The organism is Nocardia vinacea, assembly GCF_035920345.1.
Taxonomy (GTDB): domain Bacteria; phylum Actinomycetota; class Actinomycetes; order Mycobacteriales; family Mycobacteriaceae; genus Nocardia; species Nocardia vinacea_A.
On the sequence record NZ_CP109149.1, the window covers coordinates 9,658,649 to 9,674,213 of the forward strand.

15 protein-coding genes and 1 pseudogene are annotated in these 15,565 nt (G+C 65.9%); 9 read left to right on the forward strand and 7 right to left on the reverse strand.

Features of this window, described 5'->3' with window-relative positions:
• A pseudogene (locus OIE68_RS47360) lies at window positions 1-210 on the forward strand (DUF6879 family protein); the annotation flags it as partial.
• A 13-nt stretch (window positions 211-223) separates the two neighbouring features.
• A complete protein-coding gene (locus OIE68_RS47365) occupies window positions 224-442 on the forward strand; it encodes a DUF6879 family protein (RefSeq protein WP_419150650.1) in 219 nt (72 codons plus the stop codon).
• A gap of 6 nt (window positions 443-448) precedes the next feature.
• Here OIE68_RS47365 and OIE68_RS43845 read toward each other — a convergent pair whose 3' ends face one another.
• The 5 genes from OIE68_RS43845 to panB all read right to left on the reverse strand — a co-directional run bounded on the left by OIE68_RS43845 (window position 449) and on the right by panB (window position 4,598).
• On the reverse strand, window positions 449-1,375 hold the full coding sequence (locus OIE68_RS43845; protein ID WP_327096766.1) for a CHAD domain-containing protein: 927 nt from the start codon (window positions 1,373-1,375) through the stop codon (window positions 449-451).
• A gap of 2 nt (window positions 1,376-1,377) precedes the next feature.
• Window positions 1,378-2,340, reverse strand: a complete 963-nt coding sequence (gene pip, locus OIE68_RS43850; RefSeq protein WP_327096767.1) for a prolyl aminopeptidase — start codon at window positions 2,338-2,340, stop codon at window positions 1,378-1,380.
• Window positions 2,340-2,789 carry a hypothetical protein gene (locus OIE68_RS43855; RefSeq protein WP_040688425.1) on the reverse strand — a complete coding sequence of 150 codons (450 nt, stop codon included), beginning with the start codon at window positions 2,787-2,789 and terminating at the stop codon, window positions 2,340-2,342. Before OIE68_RS43855 ends, pip begins: the two co-directional genes overlap by 1 nt.
• Window positions 2,790-2,878: 89 nt before the next feature.
• The gene (locus OIE68_RS43860; protein WP_327096768.1) at window positions 2,879-3,733 is read right to left on the reverse strand and encodes a phosphotransferase; all 855 of its coding nucleotides are present in this window, start codon (window positions 3,731-3,733) and stop codon (window positions 2,879-2,881) included.
• 7 nt (window positions 3,734-3,740) lie between these two features.
• Window positions 3,741-4,598: a 3-methyl-2-oxobutanoate hydroxymethyltransferase gene (gene panB / locus OIE68_RS43865; protein WP_327096769.1), complete on the reverse strand. Its 858-nt coding sequence runs from the start codon at window positions 4,596-4,598 to the stop codon at window positions 3,741-3,743.
• A gap of 274 nt (window positions 4,599-4,872) precedes the next feature.
• Between panB and OIE68_RS43870 the strand changes: the two genes are divergently transcribed.
• The 3 genes from OIE68_RS43870 (at window position 4,873) to OIE68_RS43880 (ending at window position 10,968) form a co-directional block, all read left to right on the forward strand.
• Window positions 4,873-6,411, forward strand: coding sequence for an alpha/beta hydrolase (locus tag OIE68_RS43870; protein WP_327096770.1), 1,539 nt, complete (start codon window positions 4,873-4,875; stop codon window positions 6,409-6,411).
• Between the two features lie 115 nt (window positions 6,412-6,526).
• Complete coding sequence (locus OIE68_RS43875; protein ID WP_327096771.1) at window positions 6,527-7,867, forward strand: glutamine synthetase family protein; 1,341 nt, start codon at window positions 6,527-6,529, stop codon at window positions 7,865-7,867.
• A gap of 89 nt (window positions 7,868-7,956) precedes the next feature.
• Entirely contained in the window at window positions 7,957-10,968 is a 3,012-nt protein-coding gene (locus tag OIE68_RS43880; protein ID WP_327096772.1) for a bifunctional [glutamine synthetase] adenylyltransferase/[glutamine synthetase]-adenylyl-L-tyrosine phosphorylase, read from the forward strand.
• A 76-nt stretch (window positions 10,969-11,044) separates the two neighbouring features.
• Here OIE68_RS43880 and OIE68_RS43885 read toward each other — a convergent pair whose 3' ends face one another.
• Entirely contained in the window at window positions 11,045-11,377 is a 333-nt protein-coding gene (locus OIE68_RS43885) for a winged helix-turn-helix transcriptional regulator (protein ID WP_040688440.1), read from the reverse strand.
• A gap of 121 nt (window positions 11,378-11,498) precedes the next feature.
• On the opposite strand from OIE68_RS43885, the gene OIE68_RS43890 reads away from it, so the two are divergent.
• Together OIE68_RS43890 and OIE68_RS43895 are read left to right on the forward strand one after the other, a co-directional pair.
• Complete coding sequence (locus OIE68_RS43890) at window positions 11,499-11,837, forward strand: hypothetical protein (RefSeq protein ID WP_327096773.1); 339 nt, start codon at window positions 11,499-11,501, stop codon at window positions 11,835-11,837.
• A complete protein-coding gene (locus OIE68_RS43895; RefSeq protein WP_327096774.1) occupies window positions 11,837-12,478 on the forward strand; it encodes a cysteine hydrolase in 642 nt (213 codons plus the stop codon). The genes OIE68_RS43890 and OIE68_RS43895 overlap by 1 nt, the downstream gene beginning before the upstream one ends.
• Here OIE68_RS43895 and OIE68_RS43900 read toward each other — a convergent pair.
• Entirely contained in the window at window positions 12,432-12,773 is a 342-nt protein-coding gene (locus OIE68_RS43900) for a hypothetical protein (RefSeq protein WP_327096775.1), read from the reverse strand. The genes OIE68_RS43895 and OIE68_RS43900 overlap by 47 nt on opposite strands.
• A gap of 161 nt (window positions 12,774-12,934) precedes the next feature.
• On the opposite strand from OIE68_RS43900, the gene OIE68_RS43905 reads away from it, so the two are divergent.
• Window positions 12,935-13,879 (forward strand): endonuclease/exonuclease/phosphatase family protein, encoded by a 945-nt coding sequence (locus tag OIE68_RS43905; RefSeq protein ID WP_327096776.1) that lies wholly within the window; start codon window positions 12,935-12,937, stop codon window positions 13,877-13,879.
• A gap of 243 nt (window positions 13,880-14,122) precedes the next feature.
• Window positions 14,123-15,565: a metallopeptidase gene (locus OIE68_RS43910; protein ID WP_327096777.1), complete on the forward strand. Its 1,443-nt coding sequence runs from the start codon at window positions 14,123-14,125 to the stop codon at window positions 15,563-15,565.

Genomic DNA, 15,565 nt, shown 5'->3' on the forward strand with positions numbered 1-15,565 from the left:
GTGCGTCTGCTCCAAGGTGATCCGTACCCGGATCTGCTCCGAGCTTGCCAGCGCGAAGCGTTCCATCTCGAGGTCAGAGACTTCTACGGCGTGGCGGTCGAGTCCGAACCGCTGCGGAGGTTCCTCGCTGGGGAGTCTGCCACTGACTACGAATGGTTCCGGCCGTGGCGGTCGCTCGTCGAGGCGGCGACAAGTCGAGGCGTAGCGGTTCGCCGGGGCCGGGTTGGTCACCGAACCCCACACCGACTACCACCGCTGGTTGCTGACGTTGACACCGCAGAATATCGAGGCGGGGGAAGACATCCGGTACCTGCCACGGTACCTTGCAGGGGAGGTTCAAGCCGAGGACTACTGGTTGCTGGATGATGAAAGAGTCGCGTTCCACGCCCGCGATGACGAGGGGCGAGGACTCGGCGTAGAACCGGCGTGCCGGAAAGCCTAGGGGACTCTACCCAGAAACGAAGGCGGCCGCGGCCGGATACCTGGCCAAAGCTTCGCCCGCGGCGATTTCCTCGGCGTCGGCCAGCAATTCATAGATCGTCGCGTTGACGCCGGTTGCGTGGGTTTCGGCGGCGCGGGCCAGGATGGCTTCGCGGGATTCGACGGCGTCGCGGTGGTCGCCGAGTACGGTTTGCAGGCGTTTCGCTTCGGTGCCGAGATCCTTTGCGGCACTGCCGAGTACGTCGGTCGTGCCCTCGCACGAGTAGCGCAGGCGCTTGGCGCCCTTGCGGATATCGTGCAGCAGTTCGACGCGTTCGGTGGGGGAGACGGCGGGTTCGGCGTAGACCAGCCGCTGTACGCGTTTGCGGTCCTTGCGCAGGATGCGTTCGAAGACCTCGGCGGCGGGCTGTTTCGACTTGTCGGCATCGAGGGGCGGGTCGGTGCGCCAGGCCGAAAGGCGGTGGCGCAGTGCGTGATAGCGATGGTGATCGAGGGCGTCGAGGATCTCGGCATGCGCGGTCCGGTATCGGTCTCGCTCCGCGTCGACCAGTTCGGTGCGCACGTACTCGGTGGTGCCGGGTACATAGCCGCTGCCCGCCGCCTTTGGCGCAGCTGATTCCGTTGCGAGCCGGGCGAATTCATCCTGCGGTGCGTGTGTGGCCAGCAGTGCCGCGAACCGTTCGGCCCGCACCTCGGCATCGCGCGCCACACCGAGCAGGTCGGCCAGCCATTTCAGTTCGTGTTGCATCTCGGCGATCGGCGTGGCCTCGAAGAGCGTGCGGTAGGAGCGCAGCACACTGCGCAGCCTGCGCGTCGCGACCCGCATCTGGTGTACCGAATCCCAGGCGTCGGCGCGGACATCCGGTTCGGCGGCCAGCAGCCGGTCGACGTCGTCGCGCAGCGCCGCGACGATGGCGGTTCCGGCCGTGACCATGATCAGCTCACTTTCGCGAATCCGTCGGTCGCCTCGACGAGATGGTGGGTTATTCCGGGTTCGGCGGCGGCGTGACCGGCATCGTCCACGATGTGCAGTACCGATCCGGGCCAGGCGCGATGCAGCTCCCAAGCGCTGGTCGCCGGGCAGACGACGTCGTGGCGACCCTGCACGATGACGGCCGGGATGTGCGCGATCTTGTCGATATCGCGCAGCAGCTGTCCCTCGTCGAGGAATCCGCCATTGACGAAGTAGTGGTTCTCGATCCTGGCGAAGGCCAGCGCGAACCGCGGCTGAGCACTCTCCTGCACCCGATCCGGGTGCGGCAGTAGCGAACTCGTCGCGCCCTCCCAGGTGGACCAGGCGATGGCGGCCGCTTCGGCGACCTGCTCGTCGGGGGAGTGCAGCAGCCGGTGGTACACCTGCACCAGATCGCTGTCGCGCTCGTCCTCCGGAACCGGGGCCAGGAACTTCTCCCACTCGTCGGGGTAGATGTTGCCCGCGGCGCCGTTGTAGTACCAGTCGATTTCCTTGCGCCGCAACAGGAATATCCCGCGCAGCACCAGTTCGGTGACCCGATCGGGATGCTGTTGCGCGTAGGCGAGTGCGAGCGTGGATCCCCAGGAGCCGCCGAATACCTGCCAGCGGTCGATGCCGAGACGAATACGCAGAATTTCGATATCGGCGATCAGATGTGCGGTGGTATTGGTCTCCAGACTCGCCCCGTCCGCGATATGCGGGGTGGACCGTCCGCAGCCGCGCTGATCCAACAGCACGATCTTGTAGGCGGCCGGATCGAAGAACTGCCGGTGGAACGGATCGGTACCGCCACCGGGTCCGCCGTGCAGGAACACCACGGGCTTACCGTCCGGATTGCCGCTGACCTCCCAGTACACGGCTTGGCCCGCGCCGACATCGAGCATGCCGGTTTCGTACGGCTCGATCTCGGGGTACAGGGTTCGCATCAGAAGGCGATTCCCGAAGCCAGATCGGGCAGTTCCAGCGCCTCGATCGCCTGCTGGTGCACATCGGCGCAGCTCTTGGTGGTGATCCGGTCGATCATCGCCTTATCGGCGAGCACATGTCCGTTGATGCCGCCATTGCGCAGCGCCCATTCGTGGACCAGCGCATTGAGCCCGATCTTGCCCAGCGTCGGACCCTGCACCCGCCAATTCGACAGCTCCGGGCGAATCATGTCGCACAGCTGGGTGGCCGACGCATCGGAGATCTCCAGGGTCGTCGTCGGTGCGCTGGTGGTCTTGCCCGCGCTGGTGGCCGTCGCCGATCCGGTGGTGGAGCTCGAGCTGCCGGTGGGCGCCGGGCTCGAGTCGCTCCCGCAGGCGGTGAGTGCCGCGGCGGCGAATAGCCCCGCCACCACTAGCGTGCTGCGTGAAATCCAACGGGGTTGCGGCATCGGTACCTCTGCTCGTGTCGGCATTGTCGGCTTCGAGTCTGCCATTATTTGCCGCGCCTGGCCCGCGCGAGTTTGCTGAGCGCCGCCGATCAAACCGGGCCGAAGCCCGCGCGCAGATCGTCGAGCAAGCCCTGCAGGAAGCGCGCGAACCGCGGTGGCGACGCGTCGATGGTGCGCCACGGATGCAGGGCGACCAGTGGTGCCAGCCGGTCGACGAGGACGATTTCGGCATCGGTAACGGCGCACGACTGCCGCCACCGGTCCAGGTAGTCCGAGCGGTGCGGACCGCGCAGCACGCGCCAGGACAGCAGCGGATGCGTGATTACCGCATCGCCCCAGTCGAACAGCATGTCCGAATCGGTGAACACGTTTCCCGGATGCAGATCATTGTGTTCGATACTCAGCCTGCCGAATTCGGCAAGCGCCGCGCCGGCTTCGGTGATCGCCGCACCGAGGCCGGGAACGCGTGGCTCGAAGTGTCGGTACACCGTGATCAGTTGGGACGGCGGCAGATACGGCGTGCCGGTGGCGCGCAGCTCATCGATGTGATCGCCCATCGCCAACTGGAGGTCGGCGTAACGGCGGACCAATTCGGTCCACACGGCTGCGGAATCCCGCGCGGTGGCACCACCATCGGGACTGAGCAACCAGCCATGATCCGGTTGCACCGCAAGCGGTTCGAGCACACTGCCGGGCCACAACCGGGCCAATTCCTGTAGCAGCGGACCCTCGTGCGCACCGGCGCGAGCGTTGGCCTTCAACCACATCGGACCCGCATCGGTCGGGATGCGCACGATCAACGACCATGCCCGCCGTCGCGTTTCCTCCGGCGGCCCAACGATTTTCACGTCGCGAGCGGTGAGAACGCCCGTGGCCCAATCGAGCATCGGTTGCACGGGTTGGCCGAGCAGTGCCGCTGGTGCGTGCACTGCTCGGCCGGTCATCGTGAACTCAGAAGCTGTGCTCGGGGCCGGGGAAGGTCCCTCGGCGCACCTCGTCGGCGTAAGCGGCTGCGGCGGAACGCAATTCATCGCCGATCCGGCCGAACCGCTTGACGAACTTGGCGGTCTTGCCGCTGGTGAAGCCCGCCATATCCTGCCAGACCAGCACCTGCGCATCGCATTCCACGCCGGCGCCGATGCCGACGGTCGGGATGGTCAGCTTGCGGGTCACCTGGCCGGCCAGTTCGGCGGGCACCATCTCCATCACCACGGAGAACGCACCGGCCTCCTGAACCGCGATGGCATCGGCGATGAGCTGCTCGGCGCCGTCGCCGCGGCCCTGCACCCGGAAACCACCGAGGGTATTGACGCTCTGCGGGGTGAAGCCGATATGCGCCATCACCGGAATACCGGCCGAGGTGATCAGCGCGATCTGCTCGGCGACCCGCTCACCGCCCTCCAGCTTGACCGCGTGCGCACCGCCCTCCTTCATGAACCGGGTCGCGGTGGCCAGTGCCTGCTGCGGCGAGGTTTCGTAGGTGCCGAACGGCAGATCGGCCACCACCAGCGCATGCGGTGCACCACGTACCACGCCGCGCACCAGCGGGATGAGCTCGTCGATGGTGATCGGCACGGTGGTGTCGTAGCCGTAGACGACGTTGGCCGCGGAATCACCCACCAGTAGGACCGGAATCCCGGCTTCTTCGAAGATGCGAGCGGAGGAATAGTCGTAGGCGGTCAACATCGACCACTTCTCGCCATCGGCCTTCATCTGCTGCAGATGAGGTACCCGCGTCTTGCGCTTGGCCGGCTTCGCAGTGGCCGGGGTAGCGCCGTAGGCAGGGGTCTCCGATTCGGATACGGACATCATCGTCCCTTTCGTGGTTGTCGCCTCGAGGCCCGTTCGGGTCCCCGGGTTTGTGTGACGAATCCAGTGTGCACCCTCTGCACGGCCCGCTTAAGGCCATGAGCGGTGCAATTGGTCACATCACAATCCCCAGCGCAACGACGGATTTCGCACGAACATGGGTAACTCGTCGGGTACGCCCAGAACTCGACCGGGCACCAAGCCGCCGGTCCGCGACGGAAGTCGGTACCTACCTACGACCGGCAAAAGAGGCGGGCATGCCAGGATCTTCCCCATGTCTGTGGTGCGGAGTGGGTCGCGTGGTGTGCTGGTCGCGGTGACATTGGTGGTGGTGGCGGCCGGATGCAGCGCATCCAAGGACGAGCCGGGCAATGCGTTACCCACTCCGCCTCAGGGGCTCGACAAGTTCTACAGCCAGACCGCGAACTGGGGTTCCTGCGACGATTTCGGCTCTCCGGACGACCGCCCCGCACCGAATACCGAATGCACTCGCGTCACCGTGCCCGTCGACTACACCAAGCCCGACGGCGCGACCGCGCAGATCGCGCTGGCCCGAATTCCGGCCAGCGGCAAGCGGATCGGCTCACTGCTGCTCAATCCGGGTGGGCCGGGCGTATCGGGTCTGTCGATGGCGGGTATCGCGGGCAAGACGCCGCTGGCCGAGCGCTTCGACCGGGTCGGCTTCGATCCGCGCGGTGTCGGCTCCTCGATCCCGACCATCGCCTGTCTGACCCCGCAGCAGAACGACGCCGAACGCGCCGAACCGCCGACCGACAACACCCCGGACGGCATCGCAAAGGCCGAGGACGAGAACCGTCAGTTCGTCGGCCACTGCGTCGAGCGCACCGGCACCGACTTCCTGGCCCGCGTCGGCACCCGCGAGGTGGTGCAGGACATGGATGTGATCCGCGCCGTCCTCGGCGATCCGAAACTCAGCTACCTCGGGTACTCCTACGGCACCAAGCTCGGCTCGGCCTACGCCGAGAAGTTCCCGGACAATGTGCGCGCGCTGGTGCTCGACGGTGCGGTGGACTCCTCGCAGGATCCGGTGCAGGAATCGCTGCGGCAGGCGGCGGGCTTCCAGCAGGCATTCGACGCCTATGCCGCGGAATGCGCGAAGCAGGCGGACTGCCCGGTCGGTACCGATCCGGCCCAGGCGGTCGCGAAGTTCCGCGCGCTGGTGAATCCGCTGGAGACCAAACCGGCCGCGACCACCGATCCACGCGGACTCAGCTACGGCGACGCCATAACCGGCGTGCAGCAGGCGCTCTACTCCGATGATTTCTGGAAGATACTCACCCTCGGCCTGTCCGAACTGCGCGACGGGCGTGGCGACACGCTGCTGAAGCTCGCCGATCTCTACGACGGCCGCCGCGACGACGGCAGCTACGACAACACGCAGGAGGCCTTCAACGCCATCCGCTGCGTCGACGATCCGCCGATCAACGATCGTGCGGTGACGGGCCGACAGGACACCGAATACCGCAAGGCGGCGCCGTTCCTGGACGACGGCCGCGGCACCGGGACCGCACCGCTGGAACTGTGCGCCGTCTGGCCGGTACCGAACACCAGCACACCGCACAAGGTTTCGGCACCGGGTCTGCCGAAGACGGTGGTGGTGTCGACCACCGAGGATCCCGCGACGCCGTATCAGGCCGGTGTCGATCTGGCCAACCAGCTGGGCGCCGCACTGATCACCTACAAGGGCACCCGACACACCGCGGCACTGGTCGCCGGCGATCAGTGCCTCGACGACGCGGTGATCTCCTACCTCACCGATCTGAATGTCCCGGGGGCCGGTCTGACCTGCTGATCCGCAGCTCACAAGGCGATCTTGCACGCGGTGCGATTCATTCCGAATGATGGGATTGCAATCCCTAAGCGTGTATGTAACACGGATTTAACGCCGGATGCTTACGCTCGGCGACATGGATCGCCAGAAGGAATTCGTGCTGCGGACGCTCGAAGAGCGGGATATCCGCTTCGTGCGTCTCTGGTTCACCGATGTGTTGGGCTATCTGAAGTCCGTTGCCATCGCTCCGGCGGAGCTAGAGGGTGCCTTCGAAGAGGGCATCGGCTTCGACGGCTCGGCCATCGAGGGCTTCGCCCGGGTGTCCGAGGCCGATATGGTGGCGCGGCCGGATCCCTCGACCTTCCAGGTGCTGCCGTGGTCGACCAGTAAGGGCCACCAGCACTCCGCGCGCATGTTCTGCGATATCACCATGCCCGACGGTTCGCCGTCCTGGGCCGACCCGCGCCATGTGCTGCGGCGTCAGCTCAACAAGGCCGGTGACGTCGGGTTCAGCTGCTACGTCCATCCGGAGATCGAGTTCTTCCTGCTGGAGAACGGTCCCCAGGACGGCCGCCAGCCCATCCCGGCCGACAGCGGCGGGTTCTTCGACCAGGCCGTGCACGACTCCGCGCCCAACTTCCGCCGCCACGCCATCGACGCGCTGGAGTCGATGGGCATCTCGGTGGAGTTCAGCCACCACGAGGGCGCGCCGGGGCAGCAGGAGATCGACCTGCGCTACGCCGACGCGCTGTCCATGGCCGACAACGTGATGACGTTCCGCTACCTGATCAAGGAAGTGGCCATCGACGAGGGCGTGCGCGCGACCTTCATGCCCAAGCCGTTCGCCCAGTACCCGGGCTCGGCCATGCACACCCATATGAGCCTGTTCGAGGGTGAGGCCAACGCCTTCCACGATCCGGACGATCCGATCAACCTGTCGGCGACCGCACGCGCCTTCATCGCGGGCATCTTGGAACACGCCCCGGAGATCAGCGCGATCACCAATCAGTGGGTGAACTCCTACAAGCGACTCATCCACGGCGGCGAGGCGCCGACGGCGGCCTCGTGGGGCCGGTCCAACCGCTCCGCGCTGGTGCGGGTGCCGATGTACACCCCGAACAAGTCCTCCTCGCGCCGCGTCGAGATCCGCAGCCCAGATTCGGCCTGTAACCCCTACTTGACCTTCGCCGTACTGCTGGCGGCCGGTCTGCGTGGCATCGAGAAGGGCTACACGCTGCCGCCGGAGGCCGAAGACGACGTGTGGTCGCTGACCGTCGCCGAGCGGCGCGCCATGGGCTTCCGTGAGCTGCCCGGCACGCTGGACGAGGCGCTGCAGGCGATGGAGCGCTCGGAGCTGGTCGCCGAGACACTCGGTGAGCACGTTTTCGACTTCTTCCTGCGCAATAAGCGCCGGGAATGGGCGGACTACCGCAGCCAGGTGACGCCGTACGAGCTGAAGGAGTACCTCGGACTCTAGCCGGTTAAACCAGGCGCAATCGGCTACGTTTGCGACTCTTTCCAACCCGGCCGGGTGGAAAGAGATGATCGGCCATCTAAGTTGGACTTATGGTCCGGCCGCCGTCTGCTCGTTCAGCTGTCCCTGGTGTCGGTCGGCTCGGCTTGCTCGAGCCGACCGCCGCCGCCTCGCTACGAGAGTTGGCTTGGGACAATATCGACAGCATTCCGGTGCTGTGGGCGCTGTCTCGCGCGCCCGATGCCGATCTCGCACTGCTGACGCTGACGCGGTTGCAGGCCGCGCTCGGCGAGGACTGGTCCGAGCTCGATTCGACACTGCGGATCGATACCGCCTTGCGCGGCAGGCTTTTCGCGCTCATCGGATCGTCGAGCGCATTCGCTGATCATCTGGTCGCCGACCCTCCCGCATGGCGAATTCTGCTGCGCGACAAGCTACCCGCGCGCGAGGAGCTTGTCGCTGATCTGTTGGCTGCCGTGCAAGCGGTACCGGCCGAGAGTCCGCACGCGGATGCCGTGCTGTACCGGGCTGAGCTGTCTGGTCCCGAGGCAGTTCCGCTGCTGCGCAAGCGATATCGCGATCAGCTCATGCTCCTGGCCGCGCTCGATCTGGCTGCCACCGTGGAGAACGAGCCGGTGCTGCCATATCAGGTGGTCGGTCGCCATCTCACCGATCTCGCCGATGCCGCGTTGACCGCCGCACTGGCGGTAGCGGTGGCCCGGGTCTGCAAGGACGTGCCGGTACCGGTGCGGCTGGCCGTGGTCGCCATGGGTAAGTGCGGTGCGTGCGAACTCAACTATGTCAGCGATGTCGATGTCGTCTTCGTGGCCGAACCGGCGGATGCCACCGCTACGCGGTTGGCCGCCGAGATGATGAGCGTGGGCAGCGCGGCCTTCTTCGAGGTCGATGCGGCACTGCGGCCCGAGGGCAAGGCGGGTGCGCTGGTGCGCACCTTGGACTCGCATATCGCCTACTACAAGCGCTGGGCCAGGACCTGGGAGTTCCAGGCACTGCTCAAGGCGCGGCCGATGACCGGCGATCTGGCGCTGGGGGATCAGTACCGCGACGCGCTGATGCCGATGGTGTGGACCGCCTCCGAGCGCCCCGACTTCGTCGCCGATGTGCAGGCGATGCGGCGCCGGGTGGAGGATCTGGTGCCCGCCGATCTGCGCGAGCGCGAACTCAAACTCGGCCACGGCAGCCTGCGCGATGTCGAATTCGCCGTCCAGCTATTGCAATTGGTGCACGGCCGGGTGGATGAGACCCTGCATGTACAGGGCACTGTGGAAGCGCTGACTGCGTTGGCCGCGGGCGGGTACGTCGGTCGCGACGACGCCGCGAACCTCACTGCCTCTTATGAATTCCTGCGCCTGCTCGAACACCGGCTGCAGTTGCAGCGGCTCAAGCGCACCCACACTTTGCCCGCAGCCGATGACGAGGAGGGGATGCGCTGGCTGGCCCGCTCAGCCCATATCCGCCCGGACGGACGGCAGGACGCGGTCGGCGTGCTGAGCAATGAGATTCGCCGAAATGCGGTGCGGGTGCGGCGATTACACGCCAAACTCTTCTATCGGCCACTGCTCGAATCGGTGGTCAAGATGGATCCCGACGCGCTGCGGCTGAGCCCGGACGCGGCGATCCGCCAGTTGGCGGCACTCGGCTATGCAGCACCGGAAAACGCACTGGGACATCTGAAAGCGCTCACCGGCGGGGTATCGCGCAAGGGCCGGATTCAGGCGCTGCTGTTGCCGACGCTACTCGAATGGCTCGGGGACACACCGAATCCCGATGCCGGACTGCTCGCCTACCGGCGGGTCTCGGAAGGCCTGGACGATCAGATCTGGTTCCTGCGCGAATTGCGCGATGAGGGCGCGATCGCACAGCGGTTGATGATCGTGCTCGGCTCCTCGGAATATCTGCCGGATCTGCTGATCAACGCACCGGATACGATCCGGATGTATGCCGACGGTCCGGGCGGTCCGCTGTTGCTCAGCCCGCAGCCGGAAGACGTTGCGCGCGGGATCCTTACCGCGGCGGCGCGCTACGACGATCCGAAACGTGCTGTGGCCGCGGCCCGTTCACTGCGCCGACACGAATTGGCGCGGGTGGCTTCGGCCGATCTACTCGGCATGCTCGACGTGCCGCAGGTGTGCCGAGCGCTGTCCTCGGTCTGGGTCGCGGTGCTGGAAGCCGCACTGCGCGCGGTGATTCGAGCCAGCGAGGCCGAACTCGGGGCGCCGGCACCGGCCGATTTCGCGGTGATCGGCATGGGGCGACTGGGCGGTTTGGAACTCGGTTACGGCTCTGATGCCGATGTGCTCTTCGTCTGCGACCCGCGTCCCGGCGAGGACGAGACCAAGGCCGTGAAATGGGCGATCGGCATCGCGGAGAAGGTGCAGCGGTTGCTCGGTGCGCCGAGTACCGATCCGCCGCTGCAGGTCGACGCCGGACTGCGCCCGGAGGGTCGCAATGGCGCGCTGGTGCGCACGCTGGCCGCCTATGCCGCCTACTACGAGCAGTGGGCGCAGCCGTGGGAGGTGCAGGCCCTGCTGCGCGCACATCAGGTGGCCGGGGACCAGGATCTCGGTGTCCGGTTCCTGCGCACCATCGATAAAGTTCGCTATCCCGAGGGCGGTGTATCGGCGGAGGCAGTGCGCGAGATCCGCCGGATCAAGGCCAGGGTGGATGCCGAACGCCTGCCGCGCGGTGCGAATCCGGCGACCCACACCAAACTCGGGCGCGGTGGTCTCGCCGATATCGAATGGACCGTACAGTTGATGCAGCTGCGCTACGCCGACGATGTGCGCGCACTGCACAACACCTCGACGCTGGAATCCCTCGATGTCATCGAGCAGACCAAATTGCTTGCGATCGAAGATGTTTCGCTGCTGCGCGAAGCCTGGATCACAGCGACCAGGGCGCGCAACGCACTGGTGCTCGTGCGCGGCAAGGCGGCCGATCAGCTACCCGGCCCAGGCCGTCTACTATCGGCCGTCGCCCGGGTCGCGGGCTGGCCGAACGACGACGGCAGCGAGTTCCTCGACAACTACATGCGCATCACCCGCCGCGCAAAAGCGGTGGTGGAGCGCGTCTTCGGCGGCTGACACGCGCCGACGGTAGTCGAAAGGTGGTTCTCAGCGGGCATGGCGGCCGCCATTCGACTACCGTCGGCGAGTTCGCTCAGGGCAGGGGGATACCGGCGCGGTCGGCGCGTTTTTGGCCCCATTCGTAGAGGGCTGTCAGGACCGGGACCAGGCTCCAGCCCTCCTCGGTCAGGTCGTATTCGACCTGGGGTGGCACGGTATCGAACGTGGTGCGGCGGATCAGGCCGTCGGACTCCAGATCGCGCAGTTGCTGGACGAGCATTTTCTCGCTGGTGCTCGGCATCAGGCGCCGCAATTCGCCGTAGCGGCGCACGCCCTCCTTGAGGTGGGCCAGGATGACCGGCTTCCATTTGCCGTCGATGAGATCGACGGTCACCTCCACGGCACAGTAATAGCGCTTCTCCGGCATCGCTCGCCTCCCGGTACTCACCAAAAAGTGCGTTCTTGTAACACTGTAATCATCGGACTTACATGGAACTCGCACTGCGGCGCGGCCGCACCACATTCTGCAGACATGGAGTTCGATTCCCGTGAAAGTCATCGTTTTCGACAGCTTCAAGCCCGGCGTGACGATGGAGACCATCACCCCTTATCTCCCCGAAGAGGTCGCCAATGTGTGGCGGCTGTGGAAGGCGGGCATCGTGCGCGAGAACTATGCGCGCGCCGATGAGCCCGGCGTGGTGATCGTATTCGAGGTCGACAGCGTCGAAGAGGCCAAGCGTTACGTTGCCGATTTCCCGCTGACCAAGGCCGGTCACCTGGAATGGACCTACGTTCCGGTGCAGGCGCCGTTGCCACTGGAGGCGCTGATGGATCCGTCCGTCGACGTCGCCGAGCCCTACGACCGGACGAAGGTGGGGTCGGCCTGATGCAATACGCCTACGGTCTGAGCATTCCGCAGACCCTCGCGGATGCCTGCGATCCGACCAGGATGGCGCTGATCATCTACGACATGCAGGTCGGCATCGTGCGGCAGCTGTCGGACGGCGACAAGATCGTCCAGACTTGTGTGCAGCTACGGGATGCCGCGCGGGAGAACGGTTTTCGCGTCTTCTACACGCGGCATATGTCACTGCCGCCCGCTGCGGCCGGTGTCGCGCAACTGCGCACGGCCATGGAGTGGCAGCGGGTCGACAACCCCAACGAAGTGAATTCCAGCTTCCCGCAGGGGTCGCCCCAGTATCAGCTCGTCCCCGAGCTGACTCCCGGTCCGAACGAGGTGGTCATCGATAAGATCACCATGTCCGCCTTCGCGGCGACACCGCTCGATATCGCCTTGCGCGACTTGGGCATCGACACTTACGCCATTGCGGGCATCGCTCTGGAGGTCGGTATCGAACCCACCGTCCGGCACAGCCTGGACCTGGGCTATCTCCCGATTCTGGTGAGCGATGCCTGCGGTGCGGGCCATTCGACCGCGGCCGAACGTTCCATGGCCACACTGGCTTTCGCCGGTGGTTCGCTCACCACGGACGCCGCCGTGCTCGTCGAGCGCATGCAACGCCACTGAGCGAAAGCCGCGCCGGGCCTACCGCGGTCAGCACCTGGAAGCGGCGCACGAATTCCCGCAGCGCAATGCGGTCCTCATCGTCGGGCGGGCGGTACCCCCGCTCGGCGGTGACCGATACCGTGCTTCCCGCGCGCACCCGCAACTCGTCCCAACACGACGGCAGCACCGGTGTCAGCACCGTGCGCCCATTGCAGGTCACCGTGATCCGCGAGGTGAACCGGCCCGCGGTGTGGGCAAGATCTTCGGCCGCGTCCGCGGTGAGCCCACCCGTCGCCGTGAACTCCTCGACATACATCGCGTCACCTCGACTCCCTGCGCCGACACCCTTGCCTGACAGTGTAGGAGGGTACGTTCTGGCGGACCGGGTGGCGACGAACGATTTCGGTGGTCTGCGCCTACACGGGATCTCCACAATCGCCGCACCTGGTCTCCATCGGCGCCCGTTAGGGTCGGGGCATGCGTAAATGGGTGGACCGGGTGGTGCTCGGGCTGGGGTGGTGCGCCTTGGCGGCGGGAGTTCTGGGGATCGTGCTGCATTTCGGGACGTGGCGGCGGCAGGCTTTGGTGCTGTTGGCGTCGGGTGCGTCGTATTTGATGCTCGGGGCGGTGTTTGGGCTGGTGTTGTTCCTGATCGCGCGGGGGTGGAAGAGTGCGGCGGCGGCCGGGGTAATCGTCGCGTCGGTGTTATGGATGCAGGTGCCGATGTTCGTTCCGGAGGGTCGGGCGGCGAGTGGGCCGGAGGTTTCGGTCATGCAGTCGAATCTGTTGTTCGGGGAGGCGGATGCGGCGGCGGTGGTTCGAGCAGTGCGGGAGAACCAGGTCGAGGTGCTCACCGTCGACGAGCTGACACCGGAGGTGGCGCAGCGACTCGCGGCGGCCGGAATCGAGGAGTTGCTGCCGCATCAGTTCCTACAGGCCACCGGCGGCGGTGGCGGTACCGGGATCTACAGCCGATATCCGTTGCGGGACACCAAGAAATATGACGGCTTCTGGCTGAACAATCTGACCGCCACGATGGAGCATCCACAGCGCGGCCCGGTCGCGGTGTTCGCATTTCATCCGGTGCCGCCGTCGGTCGATTTCCCCGCGTGGAGTTCGGAGCTGGACAGGATTCGCGAAATACTGGACGCGCAACAGGGTCCCGCGATCGTCGGCGCGGATTTCAATGCCACCCGCGATCATTCGGCATTCCGTGATCTGCTGCGCGGCAGGTTCGTCGCGGCGGCCGATCAGGCAGGGGCCGGGCCGCTGCTCACCTATCCCGCAGACCGCCGTTGGGGTCCGGTGATCGGCATCGACCACATTCTGGTCGCCGATGGCACGGCCGCCGATATGCGTTCGCTGACCATCCCCGGCTCGGATCACCGCGCGGTGCTCGCGCGAGTGCAGTTGAACGCCTGAGGTATTGGACGCAGCGCCATTCCGTGGTTATGCGTGCGGGATCGCGCACATTTCGGCCGTGAATGTGCGCTGAGGCCATAGTCAGCCGACCCGTGTCAACCGTGTCCGCCCGCTCGGATGTATACGCGCGCCGGACTTTCAGCGATTACCATGTGATCGCTCGATGGGGTGGGCGCACAGGCACCCATCGGGTCAGGGTTCGCCGAGGACGGACCCACCGTGAGTTCGGGGAGGAAAGACCTGATGAGGACTAGACGGCTGCGGTTCGGGGTGGTCGCGGTATTGATGTTGGTCGGGGCGGCGCTGGTCGGCTGCGACAGCAAGGCGGGCCAGCAGGAGGCGAGCGCGGTGACCGCGGACAATCCATGGAATCTGACGGGCGCGGTCTCCAACACTGGGCCGAGCGGCCCACGCAAGGGTGTGCCGGACGCACCGCTCACCGCGGAAAACGGCGACGGCGGCGCGGTCGACAAACTCGCCCTCAACACCGTCGCCGATCTGGAAGATTTCTGGAAGACCGAGTACGGCAAGAACTTTCCCGGCACCTTCAAGCCGGTGAGCCGCTACATCTCCTGGGACGCCAAGGCGTCCAAGGAGCAAGCGGTCAAATTCTGCAAGTCCAGCGCCTATCACCTGGTCAACGCCGCCTACTGCAGCGTGGACCACACCATCGGCTGGGACCGCGGTGTGCTGCTGCCGCTGCTGCAGGAGAAGTACAGCGATATGGCGATCGTGATGGTGCTCGCGCACGAATACGGTCATTCCATCCAGGGCCAGGCCAAGATCGCCGGATTCTTCACGGGGACGCTGGTGAAGGAGCAGCAGGCCGACTGTCTGGCCGGTGTCTTCCTGCGCCATGTGGCGGAAGGGAATTCGGCGCATTTCACGCTGAATATGACCGACGGGCTCAATGCGGTCCTCGGTGCCACCATCGCCGTGCGCGATACCGATCCGGATAACCCGAAGAATGTGCACGGCTCCGCCTTCGAGCGGGTGTCCGCGGTGCAGATCGGTTACACCGATGGCGCACAGGGCTGCAAGAAGATCAACAAGAAGGAGATCGAGCAGCGCAGGGGCACCCTGCCGACGACATATGAGGACGGCGAGCAGGACGCCCAGCTTCCGGTCGACGTGGCAGCGTTGACCAGCCTGAGCCAGGCACTGGCGAAGATCTTCCCGCTGCAGCAGGCGCCGCAGTACGACTACAGCGGGATCATCAAGAACTGCTCGAAGGTGACCGCCACCGAACCGGTCTCGTACTGCCCGAGTTCGAACAAGATCGGCACCGATGTGCCCGAACTCGCCGAACGCGGCGGGGCGATGAAGGGTGACGACGAACCGCTCTCGGCGGTAGTGGACGGTGATTACAACGCCTTCGCGGTCTTCATCTCCCGCTATGTCCTTGCGGTGCAACAGGAACGCAAGCTCTCGATCTCCGGAGCGGAGACCGCCGGACTGCGCACCGCATGCCTCACCGGAGTCGTGACGACCAAGCTGAGCGAGCCGGGCAGCGATCCGCGGCTGTCGGCGAACGACCTCGACGAGGCGGTATCCGGACTGCTCGCCGACGGTCTGGTCGCCAGCGATGTGGACGGCAAGGTGGTGGCGAGCGGCTTCCAGCGGTTGGAGGCGTTCCGCACCGGAGTCCTCGACGGCGAGCAGACCTGCCTGACGAACTACCGCTAG